This window comes from Amycolatopsis sp. EV170708-02-1, from assembly GCF_022479115.1.
Classification (GTDB): domain Bacteria; phylum Actinomycetota; class Actinomycetes; order Mycobacteriales; family Pseudonocardiaceae; genus Amycolatopsis.
The window spans coordinates 5,662,125-5,677,296 of record NZ_CP092497.1 but is presented as its reverse complement, the minus strand read 5'-3'; the positions used below and the strand labels follow the sequence as shown (position 1 = coordinate 5,677,296).

Annotated in this window: 11 protein-coding genes; 4 read left to right on the top strand and 7 right to left on the bottom strand. The window is 69.5% G+C overall.

The genetic code is table 11. From position 1 onward, the window contains the following. Positions 1–38: 38 nt before the first annotated feature. From MJQ72_RS25625 to MJQ72_RS25600, 6 genes are all read right to left on the bottom strand, one after another. A complete protein-coding gene (locus MJQ72_RS25625; protein WP_240593561.1) occupies positions 39–3,431 on the bottom strand; it encodes an ALF repeat-containing protein in 3,393 nt (1,130 codons plus the stop codon). 189 nt (positions 3,432–3,620) lie between these two features. Beyond that, a complete protein-coding gene (locus tag MJQ72_RS25620; RefSeq protein ID WP_240593560.1) occupies positions 3,621–5,492 on the bottom strand; it encodes a trypsin-like serine protease in 1,872 nt (623 codons plus the stop codon). A 38-nt stretch (positions 5,493–5,530) separates the two neighbouring features. Next, on the bottom strand, positions 5,531–6,043 hold the full coding sequence (locus MJQ72_RS25615; protein ID WP_240593559.1) for a hypothetical protein: 513 nt from the start codon (positions 6,041–6,043) through the stop codon (positions 5,531–5,533). Next, positions 6,040–6,612 (bottom strand): helix-turn-helix domain-containing protein, encoded by a 573-nt coding sequence (locus MJQ72_RS25610; RefSeq protein ID WP_240593558.1) that lies wholly within the window; start codon positions 6,610–6,612, stop codon positions 6,040–6,042. Before MJQ72_RS25610 ends, MJQ72_RS25615 begins: the two co-directional genes overlap by 4 nt. A 162-nt stretch (positions 6,613–6,774) precedes the next feature. Continuing rightward, positions 6,775–7,635 (bottom strand): peptidoglycan DD-metalloendopeptidase family protein, encoded by an 861-nt coding sequence (locus tag MJQ72_RS25605; RefSeq protein WP_240593557.1) that lies wholly within the window; start codon positions 7,633–7,635, stop codon positions 6,775–6,777. A gap of 135 nt (positions 7,636–7,770) precedes the next feature. Further along, entirely contained in the window at positions 7,771–8,241 is a 471-nt protein-coding gene (locus tag MJQ72_RS25600; protein ID WP_240593556.1) for a hypothetical protein, read from the bottom strand. A gap of 564 nt (positions 8,242–8,805) precedes the next feature. Here MJQ72_RS25600 and MJQ72_RS25595 point away from each other — a divergent pair. The 4 genes from MJQ72_RS25595 to MJQ72_RS25580 all read left to right on the top strand — a co-directional run bounded on the left by MJQ72_RS25595 (position 8,806) and on the right by MJQ72_RS25580 (position 14,100). Further along, complete coding sequence (locus MJQ72_RS25595) at positions 8,806–9,348, top strand: hypothetical protein (RefSeq protein ID WP_240593555.1); 543 nt, start codon at positions 8,806–8,808, stop codon at positions 9,346–9,348. Beyond that, complete coding sequence (locus MJQ72_RS25590) at positions 9,345–10,454, top strand: MAB_1171c family putative transporter (protein WP_240593554.1); 1,110 nt, start codon at positions 9,345–9,347, stop codon at positions 10,452–10,454. Before MJQ72_RS25595 ends, MJQ72_RS25590 begins: the two co-directional genes overlap by 4 nt. Positions 10,455–10,618: 164 nt before the next feature. Next, positions 10,619–11,080: a helix-turn-helix domain-containing protein gene (locus MJQ72_RS25585; protein ID WP_240593553.1), complete on the top strand. Its 462-nt coding sequence runs from the start codon at positions 10,619–10,621 to the stop codon at positions 11,078–11,080. 209 nt (positions 11,081–11,289) lie between these two features. Further along, positions 11,290–14,100, top strand: a complete 2,811-nt coding sequence (locus tag MJQ72_RS25580; RefSeq protein ID WP_240593552.1) for an AAA family ATPase — start codon at positions 11,290–11,292, stop codon at positions 14,098–14,100. A gap of 250 nt (positions 14,101–14,350) precedes the next feature. Here the strand turns inward: MJQ72_RS25580 and MJQ72_RS25575 are convergent, their stop codons facing one another. Then, the gene (locus MJQ72_RS25575; RefSeq protein ID WP_063270884.1) at positions 14,351–15,166 is read right to left on the bottom strand and encodes a class I SAM-dependent methyltransferase; all 816 of its coding nucleotides are present in this window, start codon (positions 15,164–15,166) and stop codon (positions 14,351–14,353) included. Positions 15,167–15,172: the final 6 nt, after the last annotated feature.

Here is a 15,172-nt window from a genome sequence, read left to right as displayed (position 1 = left end):
TCGGCGAGTGAAGGACCCGGCACGTTCGATCACGGAGATCAGGGGTTGAAGAGGCGGTGCAGCCAGCCGAAGGTGTCGTCGAACTTGTCCCACGTCCATGAACCGATCGTTTCGTAATGGCGCTCGAGCAACGTCTGCGGGACGGCGGACCACCCCTCCGGCAGGGACCTCTTGTTGATCTTGAGCGCCCCGATTCCGGTGAAGACGGTGTTCACCATCGCCTTCCCGAGGGCTGTGTGGAACTCACTGCTTTCCCAGCCATAACGCATGCCGGACGCTCCTGCCGCGAGGAATCCGGAGGCGACGGACACGATCTTGGCGCCGGTGCTGATGGCGGCGAGGACGGCGGCGACCGGCGGCGCTCCGGCGAGGAGCAGCGCGCCGATACTGCAACCGGTGGACAGCAGGCCCGCCCAGTCCGAGAGGCGGTCGAAGAACTTCGCCGATTCTTCCAGCAGCCGATCGGGGTTGTTCTGCCACATCCCGATGATCGACGAGTCGCCGTTCGCGTTGGGATCCTCGCTGTCGTCCCTCGCCGCTCTCTGCGCCGCGAGCGCGGCCTCGGCTTCCGCGGCCAGGACGACGATGTGCCGGGCGTGGCTCGCCGCCTCCGCCGCCGCCGTGGCGTCTTTCCCCGCCTGGATGGCGGACGCGCGGGCACTGTTCGCGGAGGCTTGGGCCTTGTACGCGAAGCTGACCGCCCGGCCGGCACAGTCGAACGCGCGCAGCATCGAGGAGTTCGCCGAGCGCCGGGCCTTGTTCGCGACGGCGGCCGCGGCCGCGGCCTGATCCGCGGAGCGCCGGGCGTCCACGGCGGACTGCTCGGCGGCGGCGGCGTTGTTCGCGGCTTCGGTGGCGGAGCGCTGGGCGTCCGCCGCGTACCCGGCTGCCCGATTGGCCCAGGTGACCGCTTCGGCGGCGGCTTTCCTGGCCTCGGCGGCGGCTTTGGACGCGAGGGCGGCGTTCGCCAGCGCGTCCGACGCGATCCTGGCCGCGTGGGCGATGGCCGCTCGGATCGCGGCGACGTGCGTGGCCCAGTCGTGGTCGAGTCGAGCGGTGTCGAACTGGGTACCGGTGACGAAACCGCGGCGCATGTTCGTGGTGCCCGCGAGCGCGATCTTCGCCGCCGCCTTCGTGTACGGGCCGCCCTCGTTGAGCAGCCGGTACGCCTCGACCTGGTCGTCCTCGGCGGCCGCGTCGACGATGGACACCTTGAGGAACCGGTGCAACGCCGCGGGCGATCCGTCGTTCAGCGCCGCCTCCGCGGCGGTACGCATCGCGGACCCGGGATTGTCGGCGAGGATGGAGTAGATCGTCAGTCTGTTGTCCTCCGCCGCGGCGTTGATCGCGCCGGTCGTGAGGAATTCGGTGACCGACGCGGGATCGCCGCTCTCCAGCACCTGGGCGGCGGCGGTGGCCACCTTCATCGTCGACACCCCGGCCACGGCGGCGACGGATTCGGCGTCGTCCTGCCGCTGTGACAGCAGCCGGTCGGTGCCCAGCCAGGCCAGCACGTCCTCGTCACCGCCCGCGACGGCGAACTCCGCCGCCGACCTGGTCCAGCTCCTGGTGAGCCCGTTCGTGATCAGCTGGAGCGCGGCCTGCCGTCCCAGCGTGGCCGCCCGGCCGGTGTCGCCCGCGCGCAACGCGGTTTCCGCGTCGGCGATCAAGGTGCGGAGCGCCTCTTCGGTCAGTGCGTTCTGCGTTTGCTGCCGGGCGATCCTGGCCCGTTCGTCCGCCTCGCCCCGCGCCTCCTGCTGGGCGAGCGCGACGCCGAGTTCGGTCTCCTCGGCCAGCGAGGCGGTCTCGGCGTCCCTGGCGGCCTGCTCGACGGCCCGTGCCTGGTTGACCGTGTTCAGGGCCAGTTCGGCCGCGGTGACCGCGCGCTGGGCGGCCACCGTGGACCTTCTGGCGTAGTCGATCGCCTCACCGGCGTGGTTGGCCGCCTCTTCCGCGGCGGCCGCCGCGGCGTCCGCGTGGTCGGCCGCGCTGTTCGCGGCATCGCGTGCGGCGGCGGCCGCCACGGAGGCCTGGTTGGCGAACCCCCGCGCGGCCTCTGCCGCCCGGTTGGCGCGAGCCGCCGCCGCCGTGGCTTCGGCCGCGGCCTGACGCGCTTCCTGGGCCTCGGCCTGTGCCACCCCGGCGGCCGACGCGGCGTCGGACGAGGCCTTCGCGGCGTCGGCCGCGTCGGTCGCGGCGGCCGCGGCCGAGTTACCGGCCGAGACCGCGCTCCAGCTGGCGATCCGAGCCTGCTCGGCGGCTTTCGCGGCGTTCCGCGCTTGCCCGGCGGCGTTGCGGGCGGTGACGGCGGCGTTGCGGGCGGCGGCCGCCGCGCTCGCGTTGTTGGACGCGGAAATGGCGGCGTTGTACGCGCGAGCGGCGGCCTGGCCCGCCGCGGCGGTGGCGTGCGCGGCGGCCTGGGAGGCATATGCGGCACGGCGCGCGGCCTGCTGGGCGGCACGGGAGGCGCTGATCGCGGTGGCCGCGCAGGAGGCCGCGTTCTTCGCCGCGCGGGCGGCGGCGTTGGCCGCCTTCGCCGAGCGGCGCACGTCGTTCTGGGCGGCTTGGGCCTCCGCCAGCGCGGCGAGAGCGGCCTGTTTCGCCTTGGCCGCGGCCTCTTTCGCGGCGTTGGACAGGGCGACGGCCTGGTCGGTGCACCGCTGCGCGATGCGGCCCTCCCGTTCGACGATCCCGACCAGCTGCTGGATGGTGGCGGACTCCTCGTCGCGGGCGCGGGCGATGTACTGGCCGGTGCGCAGGAACCAGTCGATCGCTTCGGGGGTACCGGCGTCGATCGCCCGCTGGGCGTAGAGCTTCACCTGCGGCGACGCGGTGTTGAGCATGGTGAAGACGATGACCCTGGCGTCCTCGTCGTGGGCCGGGTACTGGCCGGTCTCGATGAACGCGGTGAACGCGGCAAGGGTGTTGGTGTTCAAGGCGTTGGTCGCGGCCCGCTGCACCGAGGTCCCACCCGTGTTCTTGATGGTCAGTACCTCGACCCGCTTGTCCTCGGTGACGGCGGCGGTGTAGCCGTCCCGCAGGAAGCCCGACATCGAGGCGCTGCCGCCGGACAGGGCGGTCCCGATCCCGGTGGTGGTCGCGCGACCCGCGAAGGGCAGCGCGGCGAAGAGGGCGAACCGGTTGTCCTCGTCGATGGCTTGCGGGAGCCGGTTGGTGAGGAAATCCGTGATGTCGGCGTCCGAACCGAGCAGCGCCGTCTTCCCTTCGCGGCGCACAGCCTTGCCGCCGATCTTGTACTGCCACACGGCCCGTCCCCGGGCGGTGTCCGGCAGTCCCGCCTCCGCCGGGCCGGTCTCGGCGAGTGCCGGGCCGGCGGTGCCGAGCAAGAAGCCGGCGGGCAATGCGGTCAGCGCTGCGGCGCCACCGAGCGCGCGTAGCGCCGTGCGTCTGGTCCATTCGTTCGAGGACATCGCGGATTCCTTTCCGGAGCGGAGCTTGCTGGTGGTAGGGGCTTGCCGAGGGGTGAGGCGAACGTGGGCGGGGCGCGGTGGGCCGAAGGCTCCTTTCGCCGGGTCTGATGCGGCGAAAGGAGCTTTCGGCTCTGGCCGGTGCCACTCACGACCGGCCGCACCCGCACGGCCACGTTCGACTTACCTTGCTCACCAACCGAAATTGCTCAGGCCGGTGCCGTACTGGATCTGGTTGAACCCGGCCGCGTCGATCGTCTTGGTGTGGGTCAGCGTGATCCCGCCGACCTGATCGACGGCGACCGCGGGCTCGACGTCGGGGCCGGAGTTGGCCACGGGGGTGGCGCGCACCACCGGCAGCCTGCCGGTGGTGGTGCCGTCCGCGTTGACGCCTCGCACGTAGACGTCGCCGCCGTACCGCCAGGTGACGACGGCGCGCCGCTGGCCGTCGATGCCGACCTTCGGTTCCGCCCCGTTCGGGCCGTAGTTGATGGCGCCCCCGGTACCCGCGGCGGTGTACGACCGGACCCCGACCTGCCTGTTGCCCGTGCTGTCGTTCTGCCAGCCGACGACGAAGTTGCCCGCGAAATCGGCGGCGACGCTCGCGTCCCGTTGATCCCCGGTGCCGCCCGGGGCGCGGTACCCCAGTGACTCCGAGCCGTCCGGGGCGAACCCGCGGATGCGGATGGCGAAAACGCCGCTGCCGGTGTCCATTTCCCAGACCACCACGGCGTTCCCGTTCGAGCCCATCGCCACGTCGGGGTTCTGGCTGGGACCCGCGCCGGGGCTGATGATCTGTTCCCACTTCTTGAGGGTGATGGCGGAATAGAACGCCAGGCGCACCTGCTTCGGGGCGCCGTTCCACGTTTCGAAGGCGATGGCGAAACCCGTGCCGTTCGGGTCGGCGGCGATCCGGGGGTGCTGCTGCTGCCCGGCCGCGTCCGCGTTGACCATGGTCGAGCCGGTCTCGCGCGCGGCGGCGTCGAACGTCTTGACCCGGATGTCGTAGTACCCGTTGCCGTCGTGGTCGTCCGCGTAGGTGACGATGGTCGTGCCGTCGTCGCGGACCGCGACGTCCGGCTGGATGTGTTTCCAGTTCGCCGTTCCGGTGCCGGTGACCGCGCGGGTGAACTTGGGCTGCCCGTTCTGGTACAGCCGCAGGTAGACGTTGGTGCCGACGGTGTCGGCGGGATTGGTGCCCAGCCGGTCGTCCTCCCACACCACCGCGGTCATCGCGCCGTTGTGCGAGGTCGCGACCGCCGAGTCGGTCTGGTTGTCGCCGGCGGCCGCGGCCGCGGCGGTCCACTGGACGCCCTGCGCGATGCTCGCGATCCACGGCCGCACGTCGTCGACGCGGGTGTCGACGGCCCCAGTCCTGGTCTCGGTCGACGGCGTCCCGAAGCAGCCGCCTTGCCAGGAGCGGCTGTTCACCGCGGCCACCTCGACGCCGGAGGCGGTGGTGCGGAGCGCGGGGCCGCCGGTGTCACCGGCGCATACGGCGGCGCCGTTCTGCCCGGTGAGCGCGACGTCCCCACCGGTGACCGCGTCGACGGTGAAGGTGCCCGCGTGCTGGTGCAGCGGCGCCCACTCGGTGGTGGTGCGGCCGTAGGCGGGGAGTGTCAGCTGTTCTCCGGCCGTCGGCGCGGTCGAGCTCACCGCGACCGGGGAGACCCCCGGGACGGACAGATCGAGCTGGGCCATCATCAGGTCCCGCGACCCGTGCGGCACCAGCCGGAGCACGGTGCGCACCACGCCGGCGGTGGTCGTGAGATCGGGGCGGCCGATGGTCGCCGTGACAGGCTGAGGCGGGGTGCCCGACGGCGGGAGGCCCGTGCCGGGGGTGGCCGCGAAACAGCTCGCGGCGGTGAGCACCCAGCCGGGCGCGACCAGCGCGCCCGTGCAGGCGCGGGCGCCGCCCCCGATATCCAGCCGCACGACGAACGCGTGCTCGGAGTCGCCGCCGACGACGGCCGCGGCGGGGGTGGACGTCACCGCGGCGGCGGCCAGGACCAGGCCGGCCACCAGGGCCGGTCTGGTCGAGCGGGTCCGGGTGGGTCTTGTCATGACGGAGTTCCTCACACGGTGCGGGAAGCGGTGGCCGGTCAACGGGAGACCTTGATTTCCAGGAGCGTGTACTCGCCGCCGGTGCCCCCGGGGTCGGTCTCGCCGACGCCCGCGTAGCTGTTCGGCGGCACCTTGTACGTCTTCTTCGTCGCGCCGTCGTCGGGGGTCAGCACGACGTCGGTGGTGAAGTTCCCGGAGTCCACGCCGTAGACGGACGGCATCTCGACGGTCAGGTACCCGGTCTTCCCGGAGACGCGGAAGCACACGTAGCCCGAGCCGGGCTGGCCCCGTTCGGCGATCCGCAGCAGATCCGGATCCGTCGTGTCGGCCGGGCAGGTGGCGAGGAGCACGATGTGGCCGTCGCCGCGTTTGAGCAGAATTCCGCGCTCCGCCTGGATCTGGGCGGCCTGCGGATAGTTGAAGTCTTCGATCGCGAGTGGTGGCAGGTCGTCGGCCTGGGGGGTCACGTCGGCACCGGCGGGCGCGCCGACGGCGAAGGCGGCGAGAGCGGCGAGCGTGGCGGCCATCGCCGCTCTCAACGGATGCTTCATACGGGTCTCCTCTTGCGGTGTGTTCCCGGCGCTGACGTGCCGGTGGTCGGTCGATACGCGGCCGCCGCCCGTTCGAATTCGGCGCGAGCCTGGCCGGACAGGCCGAGCCCGGCCGCGATGAGCCGGACCGTGTCGCGGCGGGGCCGGACGACCCGGCCGTGCTCGAGATCCCTGATCGCTCGGACGCTGACGGTGGAGCGGGCGGCGAGAAGCCGCTGGGTCGTGCCGAGGCTTTGCCGGTGGCTCCGCAGCAACCTGCCGAAGTGGGCCGGGCTCTCACCCGCCGGGCTCATCGCCTCCAGCGCGGGGGCGGCGTCGGTCACCCGCATGAGGTATCCGGGCGGTTCGGAGACGATGGACGAGGGCAGCCCGATCCTGCCGAGGTTCGCTCGCAGGGCGGACACACAGATCCGCACCTGGGCTCGCGCGGTGGCGGGTGGTTCGGTGTCCCAGACGGCGTCGACCAACCGGTCGATGCCGACCACCCGATTCGCGTTGCGCAGCAGCACGTACAGCACGATCGCCTGCCTGCCGGGCAGGATCGGTCCCGTCTGAACACCTTGAGTCACTGGCGTCCTCCGCTTCGCTCGGCGACTCACGTCACCGATGCCGCATCATGGTCGGAAAGCGACAAGGGAGGAGCAACCGGAAACTTCACCGAAGAAGTTCCGGTTCACCGGGCGACCGGTGAAGCCCGCTCGGCCCGGGCGGGCGGAGCGGGCTCGACGGCGTTATCCGCAGCAGATGTTGTAGCCGTGGTTCCGCCAGAACAACGACGGACTGGGGTTGTCGAGCACCGGATCGCCGGTGCTGTTCGAGGCGCTCTCGTGCCTGCCCGGCCGGTACTCGACATGTGTGTGCGCGGCGGTGGCCCCGCGGTACTCCTCGGTGCCGATCTGCTGGCCGCGACTGACGAATTCACCGGCCGCGAGCCCGTTCGACGGGTTGAGATGCAGGTAGATGATGGTGAAATCCTGATCCCGGTTGTAGATGGCCAATGTGAACAGGCCGCCGCTGCCGTTGCTGCCCTCGGTCTTCCTGATGACATGGCCCTGTGTCATCGAGTACACGGGAACGCCGAATCCGCGGGCGAAGTCGATTCCCTCGTGCCTGCCCGACGTGCTCACGTAGCCGTCGAAATAGGAGCTGATGCGGCCGGAATCGCTGTGGTACAGCCCGGTTTCCAGCCACTCGTTCCCCACGAGGCCGAGCAGATGCCCGGCGTTTTCGTTGTACGTCGAAGACAAATTGGCCTTGACGCCGTGCGGGAACGAGTCGATCTGGCCTGTCCAGCCGCCTTTGAAGAACACCGTGACCACCGCGTCCCGCCGGTTCCACACCGAGGCCGCCCTGTTCTTCACGCACAGACCCTTACCCGCGCCCGCGCCGAGGAAGTGATAGCAGTCGGAGCCGGTGCCGTAGTCACCGACCGACGCGTCGAAATCGCTGACCGATCCCTGCTGATTGCTGTTGTAGTACAAGCAGAACTCGCCGTCTTCGCAGACGCCGTTCCGTGCCGTCGCGGCCTGCGCCGAGGGGGTGACCAGGAAGGTGCCGCTCACCACCAGTGCCACGCCGAACAATACGATCATCACTCTTCTCAACGACGTTCCCTTTCTCCTTGAACGCGGCGAATCAACCAGTGCGCGACGGTACGGACGGGAAGGACGCCGGGGAAGGTCATAAAGGGGAACTGCCGCTGACGCGGCCGGGCGGTGCCGGTGCCGTCACCGCGGCGGGTGCCGGTACTCCCGGGTGAACCGGACACCGTTGAAGGTGTGTGTGCAGCAGGGGCAGGCCGGCTCCAGGTCGTCGGCGCCCAGGGCGGGGTCGACGACCCGCAACCGGTTGTCGTCGTCCACGTAGAGGCCGCTGTAATAACTGGCCTCGCCGACCCGCACATGGTCGCGTCGTTCGTGCGGGTGCCGGGCGACGAGCCAGTAGATCGGTTCGGGGGAGTCGAGCCGGGCGGCGGCTTCGGTGTACACCTCGCCCCAGTCCGCGCCGATCTTGCCGAGCAGGAAGCGGAACAACGGCGTGTAGTCCAGGCCCCGGCGTGCCCGCCGTCCCATGGACCCGCGGGTCAGATCGGAGGCGCGTTCCCTTTTCGTGTTGCGCTGGTGCCGATAATCCCCGCCGTGGTCGTGGTGGACGAGTCTGGCCCGGGTGTTCACGCGACGGTACAGCGGCTCCTTCATCGCGTCCGCCTTTCTTTGTCTCGGCCAGGTGCGCCCGGTGACTTCCCATTCCCAAGCCACAGTGTCCCACTGGCGTCATTCCACCGGAGTGGAAATCACAAAGAATCGACATCTCCGCGCGGCCGGGCGAAGCCGTGGTGCGATTGGCCCTTGTGTTCGCGCGCCGCCGCCGGCGTTCGGCCGGGGGACGGGGATCCCGACGTCAAAGGGAAGATCTGACGCTTAGCTATCGATCGATTACCTAGTGACAATAGGGACAATGGTGTCCGGACAACGGACGCGGAGTAAGGGGGCGGTGGCCTTGTTCCCGCTTTGGAGACGGGGCCTCTTCCTGCTGTTCGCCGCGTGTTCGGCGGCGAATATTTTCCGGAGTTGATCCGTTCAGGTGATGCGCTGACGCGAGCTGATCACTCGTGTTAGCCTGCCGCTGGTTGCTCGCGAGGGTCTGGCGTTTCGGGTGTGAAGCCCGCGTCATCTGGGGATGCGAAACAACTGGGGTGCAGCATTTCCTTCCTCGCTGCGGGTCTGAACGGACCCGTGGGTATCGAGTGTCCAGGGGGTCGGGTGAAAGCGATTCATGGTTTCGTCAAGACCGTTGCCGGTGAGCGGAAACTCCGTCGCGGCCTGCGTAAAGAATTGGTCAAGGTCGGGATCGACGGCCCGGTCGAAATGGCCGAACTGTGTCGCCGTGTCGGGGAAAGCCGAGGTCGGCCGATCAAACTGATCGCCTTCCCGATGGAGGTCCCCGGCCCGTGTGGAGCGTGGCTGAGCGCGGCTTCCGGCGACTACATCGTCTACCAGTCGGAGACCACCCGAATTCATCAAGAGCACATCATCGCGCATGAGCTCGGTCATATTCTGTCCGGTCATCAGGTGGAGCCGGATGAAGAGGAAATATGGTCCCGGTTCATGCCCGACATCGACCCGGGGGTAATTCGGAGGCTGTTGAAAAGAACGCAGTACGACTCGGTCCGGGAGCGGGAGGCCGAGACGATCGCCACCCTGCTGCTCGAACGTTCCGTGGTCGCCCGGCTGCTCGCCGGGCCGGGTTCGTCGCGTTCCAGGCGTACGCGGCACGCCCTCGACGAGGCGCGGGGCTGGCTGTGAGCCTGGCCAAGGAGTTCGTGATCGCGGCGCTGGTGTGGTTCTCCTTCCGGCTGACGCGATCGCCGCGCGACCCGGCGATCTGGGCGCTGGTCGGCTGCCTGGTGCTGCGGTTGCTGACCGCGCCCTCGACCATGGTCTCGCTGCACGAGTTCACCGGCGGCGCGCTCGACGTCGCCACCTTCCGCCTGGTCCAGACGGTCGCGCTCGACGCCAGCCTGTTCTGCCTGCTGGTCTTCTTCCTGCTCTCCGCGGGTGGCACACGGCGGCGGGTGGCCCTCGACGCCGGGCTGCTGATGCTGGTCTCCGCTGCCTTGGCGGTGGCGCTGTTCGCGGTCCCGGCCGCGTCGCGCGAGCAGGCGTTCGGTGTCGGCGCGGCGTTGCCGTCGGTGGTGACCGAGCCGGGGGTGGCGTTGTTCTACCTGGTCGACGCGGCGTACGGCACCTACACGACGGTGCAGGCGGCGAGCTGGGCCCTGCGTGACGCCGTGGAGACCCCGCGCCGGGTGCGGTGGGGCCTGCGGATCGCCGCCGGCGGCCTGATCGTGCTCGCGCTGACCTCGCTCGCGCGGTTCGGCACGATACTGGTGCGCTGGTCCGGCGGTGACGTTCCGTCGTCCGTGCCGGACATGACGGCCGTGCTCGTCCACGTGGGAATCATCCTGTTCATGGCCGGGATCACCCTGGTCGGGCTGCTCGCCGTGGTCGCCGCGGCCCGGCTGTGGCTGCGGCACCGGCGGCGGTACGGGGATCTGCGTCCACTGTGGGGGCATCTGCACGACGTGTTCCCCGGCGACGCGCTGTACGCCGGGCAGCGGCACGGATGGCTGGAGGAGCTCGCGTTCTGGCGGATGCACCGCAGGTACTGGCGAAGAGTCGTCGAGATCCGCGACGGACTGGTCCGGCTGAGCCCGTACCTGGCCGACTGCGGTTTCGTCGAAGGCCGGGAACGGGTGTCGCCCGAGGTCTTCCGCGAGGCTCTGGCCCGGTTGCGGTCGGGGGAGCGGCCGACTTCGCGTGTCGCGGTGGCGGTGGCACGCCCGGAAGGGCAGGACATCGAGGCCGACGTCGGGGAGCTCGTCACGCTGTCGAAGACCTTGCGCGCCTGAGCGTCCGTTTTTTCCTCAGTTGGACGGAACCGGGGGCGATCCATTCACGTCAGTTGATGAAAGGGAGGTGGCCGCCTATACTCCGGTACTCGGGGGACCTGCACCGCCATACGGCAGCGCGGCACGGGTTCATGAGGAACTCGGCGGTGCTCTTGGGAGGCAGCATGTCCGGGCAGGACGAACCAGGCCGGAGTCTGGCCGAAAAGCTCGACCATCTGTTCGCGCACGTCACTCGGCGCAATGGCACCGAATTCACGTACGAAGAGGTCGCGTCCGCGATCACCGCCGAGGGTGTGACGATCTCCCAGAGCTACGTCTGGCAGCTGCGCAAGGGAAAGAAGGACAACCCGACGCTCAAGCACCTGCAGGGGCTGGCGGATTTCTTCGGTGTTCCGGTCACGTACTTCTTCAACGAGGGCGTGAGCGACCGGGTGGACCGGCAGCTGGAGTACCTGCGCGCGGAACAGGCGCGGCTGCGTGAGCTGGCCGAAACCGACGAGGTCCGCCTGATGGCCATGCGGGCGGGTGAGCTCACGACCGATCGCCGCGAACTGGTGAAGAACCTGCTCGACGTGGTCTGGCGGGATCAGCAGGCCATGCGGGAGCGTGGGTCCAAACAGGACTGACGCCTGTTGTGCTTGTCGTGCCTGGGTTTTCGCTTCGTCCACAGTGGTCATCCACTGAGAAAAACGGACTAACCTCTCATTTGTTCTCTTGGGTCGACACGATAGGGTGACGTCCTCTAGGCTCCTCGGCAAGGGTTCCTGCGTGGAACGGACGATGCCGGTCCGCCGCCGGACTCCACATTGCGGGTTTGCCATGGGGGCGACGAAGAATGCACGTGAATTCAGTGATCAGAGCGGACGGCGAGTTCCGCGCGGGGGCGTACCCTCGCGCGGAACTGCTGGTACTGCGGGATTTCTTTACCGAATCCAAACAGGGAAACGCGGTCGCGGCCGTGGTCACCGGAACCGCCGCGAGCGGGAAAAGTGAACTCTTGCACGCATTCGGGCAACAATGCGCTGAAGCGGAAGCAACGGTATTGAGCGCGCTTTGCGTGGAAGCGGAGAAGGACCTGCCGCTGACCGCGCTGTTCCAGCTTTTCCGCGGTCCGGCGCTGCCCGAAGAGCTGCGCGCGAAGGCTGCGGAGCTGCTCACGCGGGCCGAGGGGGCCGGGCTGACCGGGCGGCCCAGCACGCACCTCATGCTCGACCTGCTGGAGCTCGTGCGCGAACTCGCCGCCCACCGCCCGGTCGTGGTCCTGGTCGACGACTTCCACCATGTGGACACCCCGTCGTTGCACTGGCTGATGTTCCTCATGCGCCGCATGCGCACGATGAACGTGCTCGTCGTGCTCACGGAGTCGTTGTCCGCCAAGCAGACGTTGCCCCTGCTGGGCGCCGAGTACCTCCGGCTCCCGCACTGCCGCCGGATCCGGCTGAAGCCGCTCGGCCGCGACGAGGTGGCCCGTTTCGTCCCGCCCGGCCAGGACGACACCCTGGTACGGGGCCTGCACGACCTCAGCGGCGGCAACCCGTTGCTGGCTCAGGCACTCCTCGAAGATCTCCGAGCCTCGGGCGTACCCCTCGCGCCCGAGGCCCGGCCCATCCCCGGCGATCACTACTGCCAGGCGGTGGCGGCGTGCCTCCAGCGCGGCGACCAGGACACCCGGACCCTCGCCGTGGTCCTCGCGGTGCTGGGCAAGGGAGAAGCGGTCTGCCTCGCGGTCCGGGTGGCCGGGATGGACCAGCGCACCGCCGGCCGCGCGATCACCCTCCTGCACCAGGTCGGCCTGCTCGACGCGGGCCGGTTCCGGCATCCGATGACGGTGACCGCGGTCCTGGCCGACGTCCCGGTCTCGGAGCGGGCGCGCCTGCACGAGCGCGCGGCCGTGCTCCTGCACCACGACGGCGCCGGCGCGCTCGAGGTGGCCCGCCACCTCGTCGCGGCCGACCGGGCCGAGCGGCCGTGGGCGGTGCCCGTGCTGCGCACCGCGGCCGAACTGGCCAAAGTGGACAACCAGACCTCGTTCGCGGTCCAATGCCTGAAACTGGCCTGCCGGTCTTGCGGGGACGAAGCGCTCGAGGTCGAGATGGTGACCCAGCTCGCCGGTCTGGAATGGCGGAACAACCCGGCCATCGGCGCCGTGCACACGGACCACCTCTACGAGATCTTCCTCGCCGGGCAGCTCCCGGTGCGGGCCGCCGCCATCCTGGTGCGGTTCCTGCTGTGGCACGGCCGGACCGGGGAAGCGGGCGAGGTGCTCGACCGGCTCGCCGCCATGGAGCCGTCGATCGACGATCGCACCGAGGCGGAACTGCGCATCACCCGGCTGTTCATCCTCTGTTCGTATCCCGTTCTGCGCGACAGGCTGCCCGCCCCGGCCGCGAAGGACCGCGTTCCCGCGCAATCCTTCGATCCCAACGTCCAGGCCGCGATGGCACTGAGCCGGATCGTCACCAACGGACCGGACGACGACGCGATCGCCTCGGCCGAAAACGTGCTGAAGAGCATCCAGCTCGGCGACACGATGGTCGAATCCGTGCGCAGCGCGCTGTTCGCGCTCATCTACGCCGACCGGCTGGACAAGGCGGTGCCGTGGTGCGAGCTGCTGCAGCAGGAGGCTGCCGACTGCGACGCCCCCAGCTGGCAGGCCGTGTTCGCCGCGGCCAGGGCGGAAATGGCGCTGCGCCAGGGAGATCTGGTGACGGCGGAGAAACAGGCCAAGGCCGCCTTGACGTTCATCACGCCGCAGAGCTGGGGAGTGGCCGTCGGAGTCCCGCTGGCGACGCTGTGCCTCGCCGCCGCCGGGATGGGCAAATTCGAGGAGGCGGCCGCGCATATCAACCAGCCGGTGCCCGCCTCGATGCTGCAAACCCGGTTCGGCCTGCACTACCTGCGTGCCCGCGGCAGGCTCTACCTGGAGACCGACCGGGTGCACGCGGCACTCGGCGACTTCGTCCTGTGCGGGGAACTCAGCAAGAGCTGGGATTTCGACCTGCCGGTGCTGGTGCCCTGGCGCGGCGACACGGCCGAGGCGTACCTCCGGCTCGGCATGCCGGACAAGGCCAAGTCCCTGCTGGACGAGCAACTCGCGAAGCTCGCCGGCTCGACGTCGCATGTGCGGGGGATCTCGTTGCGGCTCAAGGCCAAGATCGCCGAACCGCAGAAGCGGCCCGAACTGCTGCGTGAAGCGGTGAAGATCTTCCAGGCGGGCGGTATCCGGCTCGAACTCGCCCGCGCGCTCGGCGATCTCAGCCGCGCGCACTACACCCTCGCCGAGTCGGGCCGTGCGCGCACGGTGGCCCGGCAGGCGTGGCATATCGCGAAGGGCTGCCACGCCGAGGTGATCTGCCGGGACCTGCGTCTCGACGGAACGGGCGACGAGGGAAAGCCCGCGTCCACCGGGGCCGACATCGCCGTGTCGGGTGTCGAACGCGAGCTCATCGAGTCGCTGAGCGAGGCCGAGCGACGGGTCGCCGGGCTGGCCTCCCTCGGTCACACGAACCGGGCGATCGCGAGCAAGCTCTACATCACGGTGAGCACGGTCGAACAGCATCTCACCCGCGTCTACCGCAAACTGGACGTCAACCGGCGCCGGGATCTCCCGTCGTGGCTCCAGATCTCGGTCGTCAACAGCGCCTGACTCGATCAAGCCAAGGCCGGGCCGACGACGGTCTCGCGTGACTGGATGGCCGACACGTGTGATCAGACGGACGACACGCGTGTCGTCCGTCTGATCACGCGCGCCGTCCGTTCGATCACGCGAAACCGCCGGCCGGAGCGCAGCCGAGCGGGGAGGATTCCGGACACCGAACGTCCGAAATCCTCCCCGCTCGCCGACATCTTCCGCTGCGGCAGCGCGACGAGGCCAAGCTCGCCAGGGGACTCGCCGGCTACTTGACGGCGGTCACGGCCGCCATCGTCCCCGCCCACCAATAGGTACAGTCGGCCGGCGGCTTCAGGTCCCGGACGACCTCCACCCGGAACGAGCTGAAGTGTTCGAGCAGGGCACGCTGGTGCGCCCGGCTCAGTGAGTCGATTTCGTTGGTGTAGTAAGAGAAGACGCCGCCGGGGCGAAGATGGGCGGCGGCGTGCTCGAAGAATTCGGCCGCCAGCACGATGGCCTTCGGGCCCAGGGTCCTGGCGAATTCCCGTTCATCGGTCGGATACGTGTCGTACAGGATCGCGTCGTACTGGCCGAGGCCGCCGAGCACGTCCTGCCAGGCGCCGAGTTCCAGCCGGATATCGCGGTCCGGCCACTGGGAACGCCATTTCTCGAACTCCGCCTTCACCTCGGAGTTGATTTCGATCAGGGTGTGCGACCGGACGCCCGCGTCCTGGACGTAGGTGGCCGAAATACCCATCCCGAAACCGACTTCGAGCAGATCCCCGCCGTTCGCGGCGGCGTTTTCCGCCAGCACCTTCATCAGCGGCCGTTCCCAGTTCTGCATCACCTGCTGGCCCTGGATGAGCAGCTGTGTCGGATCGCTGTAGTCCGCGGTGCTGTCCTGCCAGTTCTGGCGGATCAGCGGCCGGTGCGAGCCGTCGACGAATTCCTGCTGGATGGTGTCCAGGTGTTCCAGATCGCTGGCGAACTCGAACACCGCGCGGCCGAGGAGCAGGTTGCGCTGGCCGGGCCCCTTGGCCCGGAGGAAGTCGTCCCTGACCGGGTCCACCGTTATCTTGAATTCCTTGAAGTTCCGTTGCATTCTGGT

Bases quoted from the DNA above. Each gene is read 5' to 3' on its own strand.
- MJQ72_RS25625 (WP_240593561.1), bottom strand. From the start codon at position 3,431: ATGTCCTCGAACGAATGGACCAGACGCACGGCGCTACGCGCGCTCGGT.
- MJQ72_RS25620 (WP_240593560.1), bottom strand. From the start codon at position 5,492: ATGACAAGACCCACCCGGACCCGCTCGACCAGACCGGCCCTGGTGGCC.
- MJQ72_RS25615 (WP_240593559.1), bottom strand. From the start codon at position 6,043: ATGAAGCATCCGTTGAGAGCGGCGATGGCCGCCACGCTCGCCGCTCTC.
- MJQ72_RS25605 (WP_240593557.1), bottom strand. From the start codon at position 7,635: ATGATCGTATTGTTCGGCGTGGCACTGGTGGTGAGCGGCACCTTCCTG.
- MJQ72_RS25600 (WP_240593556.1), bottom strand. From the start codon at position 8,241: ATGAAGGAGCCGCTGTACCGTCGCGTGAACACCCGGGCCAGACTCGTC.
- MJQ72_RS25585 (WP_240593553.1), top strand. From the start codon at position 10,619: ATGTCCGGGCAGGACGAACCAGGCCGGAGTCTGGCCGAAAAGCTCGAC.
- MJQ72_RS25580 (WP_240593552.1), top strand. From the start codon at position 11,290: ATGCACGTGAATTCAGTGATCAGAGCGGACGGCGAGTTCCGCGCGGGG.
- MJQ72_RS25575 (WP_063270884.1), bottom strand. From the start codon at position 15,166: ATGCAACGGAACTTCAAGGAATTCAAGATAACGGTGGACCCGGTCAGG.